This is a genomic window from Bordetella ansorpii (assembly GCF_900078705.1).
GTDB lineage: Bacteria > Pseudomonadota > Gammaproteobacteria > Burkholderiales > Burkholderiaceae_B > Bordetella > Bordetella ansorpii_A.
The window spans coordinates 755745-772377 of sequence record NZ_FKIF01000002.1 but is presented as its reverse complement, the minus strand read 5'-3'; the positions used below and the strand labels follow the sequence as shown (position 1 = coordinate 772377).

At 67.6% G+C, this 16633-nt stretch carries 16 protein-coding genes; 10 read left to right on the top strand and 6 right to left on the bottom strand.

Annotation, left to right across the window (positions count from 1 at the left end; all coding sequences use genetic code 11):
* Nucleotides 1–128: 128 nt before the first annotated feature.
* Nucleotides 129–641, bottom strand: a complete 513-nt coding sequence (gene def / locus A6745_RS07150; RefSeq protein ID WP_066125130.1) for a peptide deformylase — start codon at nucleotides 639–641, stop codon at nucleotides 129–131.
* A 206-nt stretch (nucleotides 642–847) separates the two neighbouring features.
* Between def and dprA the strand changes: the two genes are divergently transcribed.
* From dprA to A6745_RS07135, 3 genes are all read left to right on the top strand, one after another.
* Nucleotides 848–2026, top strand: coding sequence for a DNA-processing protein DprA (gene dprA, locus A6745_RS07145; RefSeq protein WP_066125126.1), 1179 nt, complete (start codon nucleotides 848–850; stop codon nucleotides 2024–2026).
* 102 nt (nucleotides 2027–2128) lie between these two features.
* Nucleotides 2129–3037 (top strand): hydroxymethylglutaryl-CoA lyase, encoded by a 909-nt coding sequence (locus A6745_RS07140; protein ID WP_066125124.1) that lies wholly within the window; start codon nucleotides 2129–2131, stop codon nucleotides 3035–3037.
* 107 nt (nucleotides 3038–3144) lie between these two features.
* Nucleotides 3145–3627, top strand: a complete 483-nt coding sequence (locus A6745_RS07135; RefSeq protein ID WP_066125122.1) for a hypothetical protein — start codon at nucleotides 3145–3147, stop codon at nucleotides 3625–3627.
* A gap of 27 nt (nucleotides 3628–3654) precedes the next feature.
* Here the strand turns inward: A6745_RS07135 and A6745_RS07130 are convergent, their stop codons facing one another.
* Together A6745_RS07130 and A6745_RS07125 are read right to left on the bottom strand one after the other, a co-directional pair.
* The gene (locus A6745_RS07130; protein WP_066125120.1) at nucleotides 3655–4689 is read right to left on the bottom strand and encodes an amino acid ABC transporter substrate-binding protein; all 1035 of its coding nucleotides are present in this window, start codon (nucleotides 4687–4689) and stop codon (nucleotides 3655–3657) included.
* 136 nt (nucleotides 4690–4825) lie between these two features.
* Nucleotides 4826–6064, bottom strand: a complete 1239-nt coding sequence (locus A6745_RS07125; protein WP_066125117.1) for an aminotransferase-like domain-containing protein — start codon at nucleotides 6062–6064, stop codon at nucleotides 4826–4828.
* A gap of 185 nt (nucleotides 6065–6249) precedes the next feature.
* Here A6745_RS07125 and A6745_RS07120 point away from each other — a divergent pair, with 185 nt between their 5' ends.
* A complete protein-coding gene (locus tag A6745_RS07120; protein WP_066125115.1) occupies nucleotides 6250–6975 on the top strand; it encodes a YggS family pyridoxal phosphate-dependent enzyme in 726 nt (241 codons plus the stop codon).
* 77 nt (nucleotides 6976–7052) lie between these two features.
* Nucleotides 7053–8018 carry a Bug family tripartite tricarboxylate transporter substrate binding protein gene (locus A6745_RS07115; RefSeq protein WP_066125113.1) on the top strand — a complete coding sequence of 322 codons (966 nt, stop codon included), beginning with the start codon at nucleotides 7053–7055 and terminating at the stop codon, nucleotides 8016–8018.
* 123 nt (nucleotides 8019–8141) lie between these two features.
* Here the strand turns inward: A6745_RS07115 and A6745_RS07110 are convergent, their stop codons facing one another.
* Both A6745_RS07110 and A6745_RS07105 read right to left on the bottom strand, forming a co-directional pair.
* On the bottom strand, nucleotides 8142–8663 hold the full coding sequence (locus A6745_RS07110; protein WP_066125112.1) for a copper chaperone PCu(A)C: 522 nt from the start codon (nucleotides 8661–8663) through the stop codon (nucleotides 8142–8144).
* A 46-nt stretch (nucleotides 8664–8709) separates the two neighbouring features.
* On the bottom strand, nucleotides 8710–9606 hold the full coding sequence (locus A6745_RS07105; protein ID WP_066125110.1) for a LysR family transcriptional regulator ArgP: 897 nt from the start codon (nucleotides 9604–9606) through the stop codon (nucleotides 8710–8712).
* Nucleotides 9607–9742: 136 nt separating this feature from the next.
* On the opposite strand from A6745_RS07105, the gene A6745_RS07100 reads away from it, so the two are divergent.
* Entirely contained in the window at nucleotides 9743–10372 is a 630-nt protein-coding gene (locus tag A6745_RS07100; RefSeq protein WP_066125109.1) for a LysE/ArgO family amino acid transporter, read from the top strand.
* 110 nt (nucleotides 10373–10482) lie between these two features.
* On the opposite strand, the gene A6745_RS07095 is transcribed toward A6745_RS07100, so the two are convergent.
* Nucleotides 10483–11184, bottom strand: coding sequence for a Crp/Fnr family transcriptional regulator (locus A6745_RS07095; protein WP_066125108.1), 702 nt, complete (start codon nucleotides 11182–11184; stop codon nucleotides 10483–10485).
* Nucleotides 11185–11344: 160 nt separating this feature from the next.
* On the opposite strand from A6745_RS07095, the gene A6745_RS07090 reads away from it, so the two are divergent.
* The 4 genes from A6745_RS07090 to A6745_RS07075 are packed head-to-tail and all read left to right on the top strand — an operon-like array spanning nucleotide 11345 to nucleotide 16166.
* Entirely contained in the window at nucleotides 11345–13321 is a 1977-nt protein-coding gene (locus A6745_RS07090; RefSeq protein ID WP_066125106.1) for an AMP-dependent synthetase/ligase, read from the top strand.
* Nucleotides 13322–13330: 9 nt separating this feature from the next.
* On the top strand, nucleotides 13331–14146 hold the full coding sequence (locus A6745_RS07085; protein WP_066125105.1) for an ABC transporter ATP-binding protein: 816 nt from the start codon (nucleotides 13331–13333) through the stop codon (nucleotides 14144–14146).
* A gap of 15 nt (nucleotides 14147–14161) precedes the next feature.
* Nucleotides 14162–15091, top strand: a complete 930-nt coding sequence (locus tag A6745_RS07080) for a branched-chain amino acid ABC transporter permease (protein ID WP_066125104.1) — start codon at nucleotides 14162–14164, stop codon at nucleotides 15089–15091.
* Nucleotides 15092–15101: 10 nt separating this feature from the next.
* Entirely contained in the window at nucleotides 15102–16166 is a 1065-nt protein-coding gene (locus A6745_RS07075; RefSeq protein ID WP_066125102.1) for a branched-chain amino acid ABC transporter permease, read from the top strand.
* Nucleotides 16167–16633 lie beyond the last annotated feature (467 nt).

Below are 16633 nucleotides of genomic sequence, written 5' to 3'. Positions count from 1 at the left end.
GGTCCGGAGCACGTACGCGAGGAGATAGGACAAAAAAGGCGCCTGGTCTTCAGGCGCCTTCTGTCGAGAGTCAGATTTTTGCAACAGCTGGCATTGTGGAATGCCGTGAACCCCGCCGCTGAAAATAATCAAGCCTTCTGCGTCTCCCGCTCGGCCTTCTTCATTTTGGTCTTGATCCGGTTCTGCTTGAGCGGCGAGAGATATTCGACGAAAACCTTGCCGTCGAGATGGTCGATTTCGTGCTGCACGCAAACCGCAAGCAAACCCTCGGCCTCGAATTCGTACGGATTGCCGTTTTCGTCCAATGCCTTGCAGCGAATGCGGGCGGCGCGTTCGACTTCGTCGTAGATCCCCGGCACGGACAGGCAACCCTCTTCGTAGGTTTGCAGTTCGGGACTTTTCCAGACGATTTCCGGATTGATCAGCGCACGCAGGTGGTTACCCTCCTCGGACACGTCGATGACGATGACGCGTTCGTGCACATCGACCTGGGTGGCCGCCAACCCGACGCCGGGCGCCTCGTACATGGTGTCGGCCATGTCGCGGACCAGCTTCCGGATGCGATCGTCCACCACCGCGACCGGTTTGGCCTTCTTGTGCAGGCGGGGATCGGGGAAACGGAGGATGGGAAGCAGTGCCATGGAAAAAAAGACGTCTGTCGGGAACCTTGGTGTTACATCATAGTTGATGAGGGGCTTGATTTCTAATAGTTTTCCGCTAAAAACCGCATAGCCCGCAGTGGGCATTTCCAGCACGCGGCGCCCTCGGCGCGGCGTGGGGCATGCGACACTGTCCGCCTTCCCCTCGGCCCGCGGCTTGCGGCCCGTGCCTTCCCGCCAATCCTTCGATGCCCCTGTCGCACTCCCCCGCCGAACTGTCCGCCTGGCTGCGCCTGTCCCTGGAACCCGGGGTGGGGCCGGCCACGGCCTATACGCTGCTGGCGGCCCTGGGCCTGCCCGAGCAGATCTACGACCACGGCGCCGCCACGCTGGCGCGCCACGTGCCGCAGAACCTGGCCATCCAGCTGGCGGGTTCGCCGTCTGACGAAGTCCTGGCGCAGATCGAACGCACCCTGCAATGGGTGGCCGAGCCCGGCCGCCACATCCTGACGCTGTCCGATCCCGCCTATCCGCAGCAATTGCTCAACATCGCCGATCCGCCCGTGCTGCTGTACGTGACGGGCGACCCGACACGGCTGACGGGCCCCAGCCTGGCCGTGGTCGGCGCGCGCAGCGCCACCCCCGGCGGCGAGGACAACGCCAGGGCCTTTGCCAGACACCTGGCCGGCCACGGCTGGTGCGTGATCAGCGGCCTGGCGCAGGGCATCGACGCGGCCGCGCACGAGGGCGCCCTGCTGGCCGGCGAAGCTGGAGCGGGCACGGTGGCGGTGATGGGCACCGGTATCGACCGGGTCTACCCGGCCAGCCACCGCGACCTGGCGCACCGCATCGCCGCCCATGGCGCGCTGGTCAGCGAACTGCCGCTGGGCACGCCCGCGCTGAAGCACCATTTTCCGCAACGCAACCGCCTGGTGGCCGGCCTGGCGCGAGGCGTGCTGGTGGTCGAGGCGGCAAAGCAGAGCGGCTCGCTGATCACCGCCCGGCTGGCTGCCGAAGGCGGACGCGAGGTCTTCGCCATTCCCGGCTCGATTCATTCCCCGCTGTCGCGCGGTTGCCATGCCCTGATCCGCCAGGGCGCCAAGCTGGTCGAGACGGCGCAGGACATCACCGACGAGCTGGGTTCGACAGGCATCGCGCCAGCCGACCCGCCGCGCGGCCGCAAGAGCCGGCGGCAACCGGCATCGGCCGCCATGGCGCCCCCGGCGGAGCCGGCCGCCAACGACCCCGCCGGCGACCACGACGAACCTCCCCTTTTGCGTGCGCTGAGCTTCGATCCCCTGCACCCCGACACGCTGCAGGCGCGCACCGGCCTGGACACTTCCACCTTGCAGGCGCAACTGCTCGAACTGGAACTGGCGGGCCACGTGGCGCGCATCGACGGCGGCCGCTTCCAGCGCCTGAAATAGCCGGGCCCGGCCACGCTGCGCGACGCCGCCGCCCCGCGGGACTACTATTGAGGAAAACGGGTGCCCACACCCGGCCTTTCATCCCCGAGACAGGATCTCCCCATGGCATTGCCCACCCGCGTCAAGATCGTCGAAGTCGCGCCCCGCGACGGCCTGCAGAACGAAAAGACCTTCGTGCCCACCGAGGTGAAGATCGAGCTGATCGACCGCCTGTCCGCCGCCGGCTTCGCCAACATCGAGGCCGCCTCCTTCGTCTCGCCCAAATGGGTGCCGCAAATGGCGGACGGCGCCGAAGTCATGGCAGGCATCGCGCGCCGGCCGGGCACGATCTATTCGGTGCTGACCCCCAACATGAAGGGCCTGGAGGGCGCCCTGGCGGCGCGCGCCGACGAGGTGGTGATCTTCGGCGCCGCCAGCGAGGCCTTCTCGCAGAAGAACATCAACTGTTCCATCGCCGAATCGATCGCCCGCTTCGAACCGGTGGCGCAGGCCGCCAAAGCGGCCGGCGTGCGCCTGCGCGGCAGCATCAGCTGCGCGCTGGGCTGCCCCTACCAGGGCGAGGTGCCCATCGAGGCCGTGGTCGACGTGGTGCGCCGCTATATGGCGCTGGGCTGCGACGAGGTCGACGTGGCCGACACCATCGGCGTCGGTACGCCGCGGCGCGTGCGCGAGGTGATGAGCGCCGTGACGCAGGTGATCGATCCCGCGCGCGTGTCGGGCCATTTCCATGACACCTACGGCCAGTCGCTGGCCAACATCCTGGCCTCGCTGGAAGCCGGCATCGGCATCTTCCACGCCTCGGCCTCGGGCCTGGGCGGCTGTCCCTACGCAAAGGGCGCCACCGGCAACGTGGCGACCGAGGACGTGCTGTACATGCTGCGCGGCCTGGACATCGAGACGGGCGTGGACTTCGACGCGGTGGTGGACACGGGCCAATGGATCTCGGCCTGCCTGCAGCGCGCGGGGGGCAGCCGGGCCGGCAACGCCGTGGCGGCCAAGCGCGCCGCCTGATAGACACTGCCGGAAACAAATCGAGCCGGGCGGCGCGGTTTTTCGTAGAATGGGTGGGGTCCCCGCTCTGCGGCCTGTTTTACGCGACGAGGAAGCCGCGCCCCATCATGACCGACGCGTCATCCGCCCCCAGCCACCTGGAACACGCAGCGCTGCTCAACGAGATCGGCCCGCTTCCGCTGTCCGGCCAGGCGTGGCCCGACTGGGTCCGCATCCTGACCTGGACCGTGCTGGCCGTCGTTGGCGTGCAGGCCATCAGCGCCGCCATCCGCATGCCCCAGGAGCACGCCAACTGGATCATGGCGGGCTTCGTGACGCTGTGCTTCCTGGCCCTGGGCTTCGTGTCCCTGTACATGCAGACATCCGTCACCACCATCGACGAGACCGGCCTGCATCAAAGCTGGATCCGGCCGCGCGACATCGCCTGGCAGGACATCCACTTCGCCCGCTTCGTCCCCCTGCTGTTCTCGAAACGGCTGGTGGTGTTCCCGCACCGCGGCCGCCCCCTGGTATTCCAGGGCGGCACGCGGGAATTGCAGACGGCGTTCGAGAAGATCTCGACGCTGTACCGGGGCCACGCGAGCAGCTAGCGCCGTCGCGCGGCCCCATCGGGCAAGTCAGCGGATCGGCAAGGCGTACATCAGGCCGCCATCGGTCCACTGCTTGTTCAGGCCGCGCGGAATCTTCAGCGAACTGCCCTGCCCCACGTTGCGCTCGAAACTCTCGCCATAGTTGCCCACCTGCTTGACGATGTTATAGGCCCACTTCTCGTCCAGGCCCAGGTTCTTGCCGGCGCCCGGCGTGACGCCCAGGATGCGGCGCACATTCGGGTTCTCGCTCTTGAGCTGTTCGTCGACGTTGGCCGAGGTGACGCCGTATTCCTCGGCCTCGATCATGGCCGACAGCGACCAGCGCACCACGTTCAGCCAGGCGTCGTCGCCCTGGCGCACGAACGGACCCAGCGGCTCTTTCGAGATGATCTCGGGCAGCACGATGTAGTCGTCGGGCTTCTGCAGTTTCGAGATGCGGATGGAGGCCAGGCCGGACGCGTCCGTGCTGAACACATCGCAGCGGCCCGAGGCGAAGGCGCCGACCACGGCGTCGAAAGTCTCGATCACCACGGGCTTGTACGAGACCTTGTTGGCGCGCGCCCAGTCGGCCAGCGTGTTCTCGTTGGACGTGCCGGTCTGCAGGCAGATCGACGCGCCGTTCAGTTCCTTGGCGCTTTTCACGCCCAGCGACTTGGGCACCAGGAAACCCTGGCCATCGTAGAAGTTGACGCCTGCGTGGATGATGCCCAGGGCGGTATCGCGCTGCTGCGTCACGGTGGTGTTGCGCGTCAGCACGTCGATCTCGCCGGATTGCAGGGCGGTGAAACGCTGTTGCGAGTTCAGCGGCACGATCTTGATTCTGGAGGCATCGCCGAACACCGCGGCGGCCACCGCGCGGCACAGGTCCACGTCCAGGCCTTTCCACGCGCCCTTGTCGTCGGGCGCCGAGAACCCGGCAAAGCCGGTGGTGGCGCCGCAGGTGACGGCGCCGCGCTGTTTGACCACGTCCAGCGTGGCTGCGCCCGCGGCGCCCTGCGCGCCGAACACGCCCGCCACCAGTGCCGCACCCAGCAAGACCTGTGCCGTTTTCCGGATCTTCATGTTGCTTCTCCTTCGGTCGGCGGGCCGGATGGCGCCGCCGCGATGGAAGAAGCTTAGCGACAGCTGGCCGCGCCGCCAAATCGCCCTGGCATTGCTGCTTATATCCGGGAACGAGGACCGCGGCCCGCCACGGGCTTCAGGGCAGCACGATCGACGTCGGCTCGCCAGCCTCGCAAGCCTGCATGGCCAGGCCCAGACGCTTGATGCCCAGGGTGATCTGTTCTTCGTTCATGGTGGCGAACGACATGCGCATGGCGTGGCGGTCGGCGCCGGCCTCTTCGGCGTAGAACGCCTTGCCCGGCACGTAGACCACTTCCTTCTCGATGGCGTAGGGCAACAGGCGCGTGGCGTCGATCTGGCCGGTCAGGCGCGCCCAGAAGAACATGCCGCCTTCGGGCTTGATGAATTCGATGTGGCCGGCCATCTCGCGCTCCAGGGCCTGGGCCATGGCATCGCAGCGCTTGCCATAGGCCTCGCGGATGCGCGGCACGTGCACGGCATAGCGGTCGTTGGCCAGGTACTGGGCCACGATTTCCTGGATCCAGGCCGGGCAGGCCATGTCGTCGGCGGCCTTGGCGGCCACGCAGCGGCGGCGCACCTCGGCGGGCGCGACCAGCCAGCCGGTGCGCAGCCCGGGCGCCATGGTCTTGGACATGCTGGAGATGTACACGGCGCGGTTGCGCTGCTCGCCCTCGGCCAGCGCCATGATGGGTGGGATCATCTCTCCGGCGAAGCGCAGTTCGCCGTAGGGATCGTCCTCGACGATCAGGAAGCCGTGCTTGACGGCCAGTTCGAGCAACCGCAGCCGCTGGGTACGCGCCAGCGTGGCACCGCACGGGTTGGAGAACGAGGCCACCACGCTGACGATCTTGGGCCTGACCCGGCCGGCCAGTTCGTCCAGCGCATCCACGTCGATGCCCAGCGGGCCCGACGGCACGGTATGCACCGTGGCGCCGGTGTACGACAGCGCGTTCACCGTGTTGGGAAAGGCGGGGTTCTCGACGATGGCGTGGTCGCCCTGCTGCAGCATCACGCGCGCCACCAGGGCCATGGCCTGCTGCGAACCGCCAGTGACGGCCAGTTCGGTATCGGCATCGCACACCACGCCGCGCTGCCCGGACAGGCGCGCCAGCTGGTGGCGCAGGCTGGCCTGTCCATCGATATTGGAATACTGCAGGCAGGAACCCAGGCGCGCCAGCACCTGGGTGGAAGCTTCGCTCAGGCCTTCGATGTCGAACAACTCTTGCGCGGGATAGCCGCCGGCCAGCGATACCGTGCCGGGACGCAGCGCGTAGGGCATCAGGGAACGGATCGGGGGGATGTACTGCTGCTGGAAGGGGACGGCGAAGGGATATTGCGGCGCTGCGGCGGACATGGTGGGCGGCGAAGAAAAGTAGGGAGCGCGAAACGGGCGCGCGCGCCGGAACGGGGAAGTCTGGATGTATATGAATTCCGGGCGATTCTATGCCTGTGCCCAGGCAGGGTCAACGCGGTTGCGCCTTGGTGGGATAATCAGGGAACGAGCCCTCGGGCACCTTCGTTTCTGGTGGCAGCACATCCATGAGCACCTCTTTTGCGACCCCCATGGCCGGCCGTCTGGCCGCGATCCGCGCGCGCATGGCCGCCGCTTGCGAGCGGGCCGGGCGCCCCGCCGACAGTGTGGCGCTGCTGCCCGTCAGCAAGACCTTCGACGCCGGCGCGGTGCGCGAGGCCGCCTCGCTGGGGCTGCGCCGCTTTGGCGAGAACAAGACGCAGGAAATCCGCCAGAAGGCCGGCCCGCTGGCCGACCTGGACCTGCACTGGGTGATGATCGGCCATCTGCAGACCAACAAGGCCAAGGACGCGGCGCGCGACGCCTTCGAGGTGCAGTCGCTGGACCGCCTGGAACTGGCCGAGGCCTTGCAGCGCCGGCTGGAGCCCGAAGGCCGCACGCTGGACGTGCTGGTGCAGGTGAAGACCTCGCCCGAGCCCAGCAAGTTCGGCCTGGATCCCGACGAGCTGCCTGCCTTGCTGCGCGCCGTGGCGCGCGACTGCCCCAGCCTGCGCGTGCAGGGGCTGATGACGCTGGCGGTGAACTCCGATGATCCGATGGCCGTGCGCGCCTGCTTCGCGCGGCTGCGCCAGTTGCGCGACCGGTTGCGCGGCGAAGGCATCGAGGGCGTGACGCTGGACCGCCTGTCCATGGGCATGAGCGGCGACTTCGAGCTGGCCATCGAGGAAGGGTCGACCGAGATCCGCATCGGCAGCGCACTTTTCGGTGCGCGGGACTACGGCGGCGGCGCATAATAGCCGCCTGCGCGAAACGGCCCAGGCCGTCCGCCGACCACGATTCATTATTCCAATCCCGCACGAGGAGACACCCCATGCGCACCTTTGCGAGGCGCCTGCTGGCGCTTGCCGCCCTGTCGTTCGCCACTGCCGCCGGCGCGCAGCAGTGGCCCACCCAACCGATCCGCTGGATCGTGCCCTACCCGGCCGGCGGCGGTGCCGACGTGGTGGCGCGCGCCGTCGCCAGCAGCATGGAAAAGCCGCTGGGCCAGACCATCGTCGTCGAGAACCGGCCGGGCGCGGCCACCATCGTGGGCGCCACCGCCATCGCGGGCGCCGAACCCAACGGCTACATGATCGGCACGGCCGACACGGGCACGCTGGCCTTCAATCCCTCGCTGTACGCCAAGCTGTCCTACGACCCCACCAAATTCACCTACATCGGCGGCATCGCGCGCTTCCCGCTGCTGCTGGCGGTGCGCGCCGACTCGCCTTTCAAGTCGGTGGACGACGTGGTCCAGGCCGCGCGCAAGACGCCCGGCAAGCTGACGGCCGCCTCGGCGGGCGCGGGCTCGCCGCACCACCTGGCGCTGGAACTGTTCAAGCAGCGCGCCAACGTGGACATGCTGCACGTGCCCTACAAGGGCGCCGCGCCCGCCATCCAGGATCTGTTGGGCGGACAGGTGGACCTGATGTTCATCGACCTGGCGGCCGGCCTGCCCAACGTGAAGGCGGGCAAGCTGCGCGTACTGGCGTCGGCCACCCCCGAGCGCGTGCCGGCGCTGCCCGACACGCCCACCATGGCCGAAGCCGGCGTGGCCGATTTCACGGCTTACGCATGGCAAGGACTGGTGGGGCCGGCGGGCCTGCCCGACAACGTGGTGCAAAAGCTGTCCGCGCAACTGGAGGCCACGATGAAGTCGCCCGAGATCGCGCGGAAGCTGGCCGACATGGGCGTGCAGCCGATGCCGATGGCGCCGAAGGATTTCTCGCGCTACGCCGCCGAGGAACGCGCCACGTGGGCGCAGGTCATCAAGAAGGCCGGCATCAAGCTGGAGTGATGCGAAGCAAGGCCGGCAGCGCGCCGGCCTGTCGGTGCACCGCAATCGCGAGGCGATGGGGCAGGCCAGGCGACTCGCCCCGCCTGGGCCCGACTTGCACGAGACCCGGCCGCGCAGGCCGCCTCAGTGCTTCATGCCTTTCATGCCACCCATGTCGTGGCCGCTCATGTCGTGGCCGCCCGAGCCGCCGGGGTGGTACGACAGCGGCTGCACCTTGAACGTCACCGCCACGTCGCCGGCCTTCTCGAAGGTCAGCGTGGCGGGCACGTCGGCGCCTTCCTTGAAGGCGCCCTTCATCTTCATGAACATGACGTGGTAGCCGCCCGGCGCGAACTTCACTTCGCCGCCCGCGGGTACCTCCACGCCGCCGTCGACCGCGCGCATGCGCGCCACGCCGTTCTCGTTGACGATGGTGTGCACCTCGACGCGCCCGGCCGCGTCGGACTTGACCGACAACAGGCGGTCGGCCGCCTGCCCCGCGTTCTGGATCTTCAGGTAGCCGGCGCCGTTGGGCTGGCCCGGCGCGGTGGCGCGCACCCACGGGTCGTCGACCTGGATCTGGCCGGCCTTGTAGCTGTCGGCCCAGGCGGTGGTGGCGGCGCACAGGCTCAGGGCGGCGGCCATGGCGAAACTGCGGATCATCATGAGGAAGGTCTCCGTCTTGTCAGGCCCGGCGCGAGGCCGGGCGGGTTCAACGCCGCCGGACCAGCACGCGGGCGGCCGCCAGGACCGCGTCGGTCAAGGCGTTCATCGCCTGCGAGTTTACCCGCCAATGCTGCCAGTACAGCGGCACGTCCTCCCAGGCGCGCGCGCGCAGCGGCACCAGCGTGCCCGCCTCGATTTCCGCCTGCACCAGCATCAGGGGATTCATGGTCCAGCCCAGGCCGCCGCGCGTGGCCTGCACGAAGGCCCGCGTGGACGGCAGCCACCACACCGGCGGCCGCCACGGCGCGCCGCGCATGATGCGGCGCGCGAAACGCGCCTGCAGCGCGTCCTTGCGGTTGAACACCAGCACCGGCGCCTGCGCCAGCGTGCGCGCGCTGACGCCCTGCGAGAAGTGCCGCGCGTGGAATTCGGGCGTGCAGGTTGCCACGTAGCGCATGCTGCCCAGCGCGTGGATGCGGCAGCCCTGCACGGGCTCGGACAAGGTGGTGACCGCGCCCAGCACCGATCCGTTGCGCAACAGCGCGGCCGTGTGGTCCTGGTCCTCGGACAGCATGTCGAGCGTGGCGTTGGCGCGGGCCGAGAAGCTGATGGCCGCATCGACGAACCAGGTTTCCAGGCTGTCGTGGTTGACCGCCACCGGGATGCTGGCGCGCGGCGCCTCGTCGCCCACGCCCAGGCGGCCCAGCGCATCGTGTTCGAGCAAGGCGGTCTGCTCGGCCAGGTGCACCAGGATCTCGCCCTCCGGCGTGGCGCGCGCGGGTACGGTGCGCTGCACCAGCAGCCGGCCCATGCGGTCCTCCAGCGTCTTGATGCGCTGGGAGACGGCCGAAGGCGTGACGTGCAGCGCCGCCGCGGCGCGTTCGAAGCTGCCCTCGCGCACCACCGCGGCCAGCGCGCGCAGGTTTCCGTGATCGATCTGCATTGGATTAGAAATTCTTAATATGCATTAAGGAAATTAGCTGTATTTCACCATGAAGCACGGCCAGAATACCGATCATGCAGGGTGCTTCGTGTCTTGGCGCCCGCGCTAAGCCACACCAGAAAAAGCCGAGTCCCTCATGCCGTTCACCGCCGCCCTTCCCCCCCTGTTCAGCGCCTGGCTCAGCGGCACCGCCACGGGCCTGGGATTGTTCGCCGTGGTCGGCGCGCAAAGCGCCTACATCCTGCGGCAAGGCCTGATGCGCGCGCACCTGGGCAGCATCCTGGCGCTATGCGCCCTGCTCGACGCCCTGTTCATCTTCAGCAGCGTGCTGGGCCTGCAGGTGCTGACCGACGCCGCGCCATGGCTGACCGAGGCCATGCTGGTATGCGGCGTGGCCTTCCTGGGCTGGTATGCGCTGCAATCGGCGCGTCGGGCCCTGCGGACCGGCGATGGCCTGCAAGCCGCCAGCAAGGGCGCCACCACGCGCCGCGCGGCGCTGCTCGGGGCGCTGGGCTTCACGCTGGTCAATCCGCACTTCTGGCTCGACATCGTGCTGGTGGGCACCCTGGCGCACAGCTTCGGGGACGACCGCATGGCATTCGCCGGTGGCGCGCTGACCGCCAGCGCCTTGTGGCTGGCCGTGCTCGGCCTGGGCGCCCGGCTTTGCGCGCCGCTGTTGGCCAGCCCCCGCGCCTGGCGCGTGCTGGATGGCCTGATCGCGCTGCTCATGGCCGCCCTGGCCGTGCGCCTGGCGCTGACATCGTAGGCCCCCCATCCCACTCGGAGAACGGGCGCGTGTCCGTGCATGGGCCGAGGTCGGCCCCCTGGGGTCAAACGGTTGAATCCCTGGGACCCCGCGCGCGTCCGGCGCCCGCTTTACATCACCTCGGCGTCACGCAACACATCCGACCCGTAGCGCTTCAGGCCATCCAGGTCGCGCACGCGCACCGCGCCGTATTCCACGGTCAGCAAACCGGCATCTTCCAGCTTGCGCAGCGCCTGGTTCACGCGCTGGCGCGACACGCGCGCCAGGTAGCCCACCTCTTCCTGCGTGATGGCCAGGCGCATGCCCATGCCCGGATAGAGCAAGGGATTGAACAGCTCGGCCAGGCAGCGCGCCACGCGCGCATCGGGATCGAGCAGGCGGTCGTACTCGGCCTTGCCGATGAACTGCGCGACGCGCTCGTTCAACTGATGCAGCAGATAGCGGTTGAACGGAATGCTGTTGTCCAGCAGCCAGTCGAAGGTGGCGGCGGGCAGACGCGCGACGACGGAATCGCGCAGCGCCACCACGTCGTACTTGCGCACCTCGCGCTTGAGCAATGATCCTTCGCCGATCCATCCGCCGGCGGGCACGCCCGTGAGCGATGCGACCTTGCCGTCGGAGTTGCCGACCGACACGCGCACCAGGCCGGCCAATACGCCTATCCATACCAACGCGGGATCGCCCTTGCGTTCGATGATGGCGCCGGCCTGCACCTGCTGCACCGCGATGTCGCGCTCGACGCGCGTCTGCTGGTTCGCGTCGAGGACGCGGAACCAGGCGGCAGCCAATTGCAGGGAGTCGGCGATCTGCATGGGGAATACCCTTGATTGTCGTCGAATGTCGCGATAACGACAGTTGAGTGCAGCGTAACCTTATACCTTAAGTGCTGCCGTAAATCTAAAAACGAACTGGGCGCGCCCCGCGTATCGCCGCGCTTGCGGACGAAGGGCGCATTGCACCGGAGGAGACAACGTGGCACATACAACGCCTGCACCCGCATCGGTGCCGGCGGCGGCGCAGACTTTTCCGGCGCTGCTGCAGGAGCACGCCCGCGTCCGCGGCGCGCGTCCCGCCATCCGCGAGAAGGATCTCGGAATCTGGCAGACGCTCAGCTGGCAAGACGTGGCGCATCACGCCCGCCTGGTGGCCAATGGGCTTGCCCATCTGGGCATCGGTCCTGGCATGCACGTGGCCGTGATCGGCGAGAACCGGCCGCGCCTGTACATCGCGATGATGGCCGCGCAGGCGCTGGGCGCGATACCCGTGCCGCTGTACCAGGACGCCGTGGCGCAGGAGATGGTGTACGTGCTGCAGGACGCCGAGATCCGCGTGGCGGTGGTCGAGGACCAGGAACAGGTCGACAAGATGCTGGAAGTGCGCGGGCAGTGTCCGGCGCTTGCGCACGTGGTCTACGACGATCCGCGCGGGCTGCGCCACTACTCCGATGCCATGCTGTGCGCGTACGAACAGCTGCAGGCACTGGGCGAGCAATACGCCCGCCAGCATCCCGATCATTACGAACAGGCCGCCGCCGCCGTGCAGCCGCACGACCCGGCCGCGATGTTCTATACCTCGGGCACCACGGGCCGTCCCAAGGGCGTGGTGCTGACGCACCATGCGCTGATCGATCGCGCCCGGGCCGTGGCCGAGATGGAACGCCTGACGGACCGCGAGGACGTGCTGGCCTATCTGCCGCCGGCCTGGATCGGGCAGAACATGTTCTCATACACCCAACTGCTGGTGTCGGGCTTCACGGTAAACCATCCCGAGTCGCCCGAGACGGTGTCGATCGACATGCGCGACATCGGCCCCACCTACTACTTCGCGCCGCCGCGCGTGCTGGAAGGCCTGCTGACCCACGTCACCATCCGCATGGAAGACGCGGGCTACCTCAAGCGCAAGCTGTATCACGCGGCGATGGGACTGGCGCGCCGCGTCGGCACGCGCATCCTCGACGGACAGCCGGTGAACCCGTGGGACCGCTTCTGCTATCTGCTGGGCGACCTCACCGTGTACGGCCCGTTGCGCAACGCCCTGGGCATGAGCCGCGTGCGCGTGGCGTACACCGCGGGCGAAGCCATCGGGCCGGACCTGTTCGTGTTCTACCGCTCCATCGGCATCAACCTGAAGCAGCTGTACGGCTCGACCGAGACCTCGGTGTTCGTATGCGTGCAGGCCGACGGCCAGGTGCGTGACGACACCGTGGGACCGCCCGTGGATGGCGTAGAGATCCGCGTGTCCGACAGCGGCGAGATCCTGGTGAAAAGCCCGGGGCTGTTCAAGGAGTACTACCGCAACCCCGACGCCACGCGCGAGGCGCGCGACGCCGAGGGCTGGTTCCACACGGGCGATGCGGGCTATCTGGACAGCGACGGGCAGTTGAAGATCATCGACCGCGCCAAGGACGTCGGCAAGCTGGCCGACGGCAGCCTGTTCGCGCCCAAGTACATCGAGAACAAGCTGAAATTCTTTCCATACATCAAGGAAGCCGTGGCCTTCGGCGCGAACCGGTCGGAGGTGTGCGCCTTCGTCAACATCGACCTGGAAGCCGTGGGCAACTGGGCCGAACGGCGCGGCCTGCCTTACGCGGGCTACACCGACCTGGCCGGCAAGGAGGCCGTGTACGAACTGATCCGCGATTGCGTGGAAAAGGTGAACGCCGACCTGGCCGGCGATGCGCGGCTGGCGGCCTCGCAGGTGGCGCGCTTCCTGATCCTGCACAAGGAACTGGACCCGGACGACGACGAACTGACGCGCACCCGCAAGGTGCGGCGCGCCTTCATCGCGCAGAAGTACGCGGTGCTGGTGGACGCGCTGTACGGCGGGCGGCAGAACCAGTTCATCGAAACCGAGGTGAAGTACGAGGACGGCCGCACGGGCCGCATCTCGGCGGACCTGCGGATCTGCCCCGTGAAGACCTTTCCCGCCATCACGGCGAAGGCGGCCTGAGGCACTGACATGAGCGACAGACAACCTACGCAACGCATCGGCGGCGTCATGCTGGACATGCAGGGCATTTCGCTGTCTTTCGGCGGCGTCAAGGCGCTGACCGACATTTCCTTCGACGTGCGCGAGCACGAGATCCGCGCCATCATCGGTCCGAACGGCGCGGGCAAGAGCTCGATGCTCAACGTCATCAACGGCGTCTACACGCCGCAGAAGGGCGGCATCATGCTGCGCGGCGAGCGCTTCTCGCGCATGAACCCGCGCCGCGCCGCCGAGATGGGCATCGCGCGCACCTTCCAGAACCTGGCGCTGTTCAAGGGCATGAGCGTACTGGACAACATCATGACCGGGCGCAACCTGCGCATGAAGTGCGGCCTGCTGGCGCAGGCCCTGCACTGGGGCCCCGCCGAACGCGAAGAGATCGCGCACCGCGAGTTCGTCGAGAACATCATCGATTTCCTGGAGATCCAGGCCTATCGCAAGACGCCGGTGGGCCGCCTGCCCTATGGCCTGCAGAAGCGCGTCGACCTGGGCCGCGCGCTGGCGATGGAGCCCAGGCTGCTGCTGCTGGACGAGCCGATGGCCGGCATGAACATCGAGGAGAAGCAGGACATGAGCCGCTTCATCCTGGACGTGAACGACGAGTTCGGCACGACCATCGTGCTGATCGAGCACGACATGGGCGTGGTCATGGACATCTCCGACCGGGTGGTGGTGCTGGACTACGGCAAGAAGATCGGCGACGGCACGCCCGACGAGGTGCGCGCCAACCCCGACGTGATCCGCGCCTACCTGGGCGTGGGCGGCGAAGCCGCGCTGGCGCACTGAGGACGAGGAACGACGATGGGATTTTTCCTGGAAACACTGTTCGGCGGCTTGATGAGCGGCATGCTGTATGCGCTGATCGGCCTGGGCTTCGTACTGATCTTCAAGGCTTCCGGCGTCTTCAACTTCGCGCAGGGCGCGATGGTGCTGGTGGCGGCGCTGTCGATGGCGCGGTTCTCCGAATGGATTCCGCGCTGGCTCGGCTTCGAGAACATGCTGGTCGCCAACATACTGGCCTTCATCGTCAGCGCGGCCATCATGTTCGTGCTGGCGGTGGCGGTCGAACGCTTCGTGCTGCGCCACCTGGTGAACCAGGAGGCCACCACGCTGCTGATGGCCACGCTGGGCATCAGCTACTTTCTGGATGGACTGGGACAGATCGCGTTCGGCAGCTCGGTGTACTCCATCGACGTGGGCATGCCGAAGGATCCGGCGGTGATCCTGCAGAGCATGTTCGAGGGCGGCCTGCTGATCAACCTGGAGGACCTGACGGCCGCCCTGGTGGCGGCGCTGCTGGTGGCGGCGCTGGCGCTGTTCTTCCAGTACACGTCCACGGGCCGGGCGCTGCGCGCGGTGGCCGACGACCACCAGGCCGCGCAGTCCATCGGCATCCCGCTGAACCGCATCTGGGTGATCGTGTGGAGCGTGGCGGGCCTGGTGGCGCTGGTGGCCGGCATCATCTGGGGCTCGAAGTTCGGCGTGCAGTTCACGCTGTCGACCGCGGCGCTGCGCGCGCTGCCGGTGGTGATCCTGGGCGGGCTGACATCGGTGCCGGGCGCCATCATCGGCGGGCTGATCATCGGCGTGGGCGAGAAGCTGTCCGAGGTCTACCTGGGTTCGCTGGTGGGCGGCGGCATCGAAATCTGGTTCGCGTACGTACTGGCGCTGGTGTTCCTGCTGTTCCGCCCGCAAGGGCTGTTCGGCGAGAAGATCATCGACCGGATCTGAGGATAAAAATATGTTCTACCGCGAAAACGGCCAGTTCAAGACCAGCTACCGCGCCGACCAGCAGATCTTCCCGATCCGCCAGGACCGCATCTTCATCTTCCTGCTGCTGGCGGTGGCCTTTGTGGGCATCCCGCTGCTGGCCAGCGACTATTTCCTGCGCGCCATCCTGATTCCCTTCCTGATCCTGTCGCTGGCGGCGGTCGGGTTGAACATTCTGGTCGGCTACTGCGGCCAGATCTCGCTGGGCACGGGCGCCTTCATGGCGGTGGGCGCATACGCGGCCTGGAACCTGGGCGTGCGGCTGCCCGGCACGCCGCTGGTGCTGCAGATCCTGGTGGGCGGCTGCTTCGCCACGCTGGTGGGCGTGATCTTCGGCATCCCCAGCCTGCGCATCCGGGGCCTGTACCTGGCGGTGGCCACGCTGGCCGCGCAGTTCTTCGTGGACTGGGCCTTCCTGCGCATCCCGTTCTTCACGAACTATTCGTCATCGGGCAGCGTGTCGGTGCCCGCCATGACGGCGTTCGGACTGCCGGTGCAGACGGCCACGCAACGGTACCTGTTCGTGCTGGCCTTCGTCGCCCTCTTCACGCTGCTGGCCAAGAACCTGGTGCGCGGCGCGATCGGCCGCCAGTGGATGGCGATCCGCGACATGGACGTGGCGGCGGCGGTGATCGGCATCCGGCCGATGTACGCGAAGCTGTCGGCCTTCGCGGTCAGCTCGTTCATCGTGGGCGTGGCGGGGGCGCTGTGGGGCTATATCCATCTTGGCTCGTGGGAGCCCCTGGCGTTCGACCTGACGCGTTCGTTCCAGTTGCTGTTCATGGTGATCATCGGCGGACTGGGGTCGATCCTGGGCAGCTTCTTCGGGGCGGCGTTCATCGTGCTCGTCCCCGTCGCGCTGACGAACATCCCGCACATGCTGGGATTGCCGCTGTCGGTGGACACGGCGGCGCACATCGAGCACATGGTGTTCGGGGCGCTGATCGTGTTCTTCCTGATCGCGGAACCGCATGGCTTGGCCAGGCTGTGGAGCATCGGGAAGGAGAAGTTGAGGATGTGGCCGTTTCCTCATTGAAAGCCTTGCGGTGGGGGGGTGTTGATTGCTTGTGGGGGGTTTCGGTTTTGGGTTCTTGAGGCGTCAGCCGGCCACCCGGGACATCGCCGGCCAAGTCGTCGGGCTCGGGCGCGCCACCAGGCGCCCTCGGCCGCTGCGCGGCTTCCCCTCCTCCAATTGGCCGTCGATGTCCCGGGTGGCCGGCTGACTCATGAATCAAAAGGGCCTGCACCTTTGTGGAGACTGTCTTTGGGGGAGTGGGAGGTGTGCTTGGCGGCGGTGGTGGCAGGTTGGAGGAACTTTCATGAGCGGCTTCTGTAGTTGGCCGCTTGCACTGAGTGTGTGGTGGCAAGGGTTTCACGATGCAAGAGCAGGAACTTCGCATGTCTCAACCCCGGCTGATGGGCCCGTGCAACAAGAGGGTTTCGACGGCCGACATATGGAGATGTTTTGAGCATCGCTGTGGCTGGAATGGGCCGTGACGGCCA

Excerpts from the sequence above, each read along its gene's own strand:
- def (WP_066125130.1), bottom strand. The coding sequence starts at position 641 with ATGGCACTGCTTCCCATCCTCCGTTTCCCCGATCCCCGCCTGCACAAG.
- dprA (WP_066125126.1), top strand. The coding sequence starts at position 848 with ATGCCCCTGTCGCACTCCCCCGCCGAACTGTCCGCCTGGCTGCGCCTG.
- A6745_RS07140 (WP_066125124.1), top strand. The coding sequence starts at position 2,129 with ATGGCATTGCCCACCCGCGTCAAGATCGTCGAAGTCGCGCCCCGCGAC.
- A6745_RS07135 (WP_066125122.1), top strand. The coding sequence starts at position 3,145 with ATGACCGACGCGTCATCCGCCCCCAGCCACCTGGAACACGCAGCGCTG.
- A6745_RS07130 (WP_066125120.1), bottom strand. The coding sequence starts at position 4,689 with ATGAAGATCCGGAAAACGGCACAGGTCTTGCTGGGTGCGGCACTGGTG.
- A6745_RS07125 (WP_066125117.1), bottom strand. The coding sequence starts at position 6,064 with ATGTCCGCCGCAGCGCCGCAATATCCCTTCGCCGTCCCCTTCCAGCAG.
- A6745_RS07120 (WP_066125115.1), top strand. The coding sequence starts at position 6,250 with ATGAGCACCTCTTTTGCGACCCCCATGGCCGGCCGTCTGGCCGCGATC.
- A6745_RS07115 (WP_066125113.1), top strand. The coding sequence starts at position 7,053 with ATGCGCACCTTTGCGAGGCGCCTGCTGGCGCTTGCCGCCCTGTCGTTC.
- A6745_RS07110 (WP_066125112.1), bottom strand. The coding sequence starts at position 8,663 with ATGATGATCCGCAGTTTCGCCATGGCCGCCGCCCTGAGCCTGTGCGCC.
- A6745_RS07105 (WP_066125110.1), bottom strand. The coding sequence starts at position 9,606 with ATGCAGATCGATCACGGAAACCTGCGCGCGCTGGCCGCGGTGGTGCGC.
- A6745_RS07100 (WP_066125109.1), top strand. The coding sequence starts at position 9,743 with ATGCCGTTCACCGCCGCCCTTCCCCCCCTGTTCAGCGCCTGGCTCAGC.
- A6745_RS07095 (WP_066125108.1), bottom strand. The coding sequence starts at position 11,184 with ATGCAGATCGCCGACTCCCTGCAATTGGCTGCCGCCTGGTTCCGCGTC.
- A6745_RS07085 (WP_066125105.1), top strand. The coding sequence starts at position 13,331 with ATGAGCGACAGACAACCTACGCAACGCATCGGCGGCGTCATGCTGGAC.
- A6745_RS07080 (WP_066125104.1), top strand. The coding sequence starts at position 14,162 with ATGGGATTTTTCCTGGAAACACTGTTCGGCGGCTTGATGAGCGGCATG.
- A6745_RS07075 (WP_066125102.1), top strand. The coding sequence starts at position 15,102 with ATGTTCTACCGCGAAAACGGCCAGTTCAAGACCAGCTACCGCGCCGAC.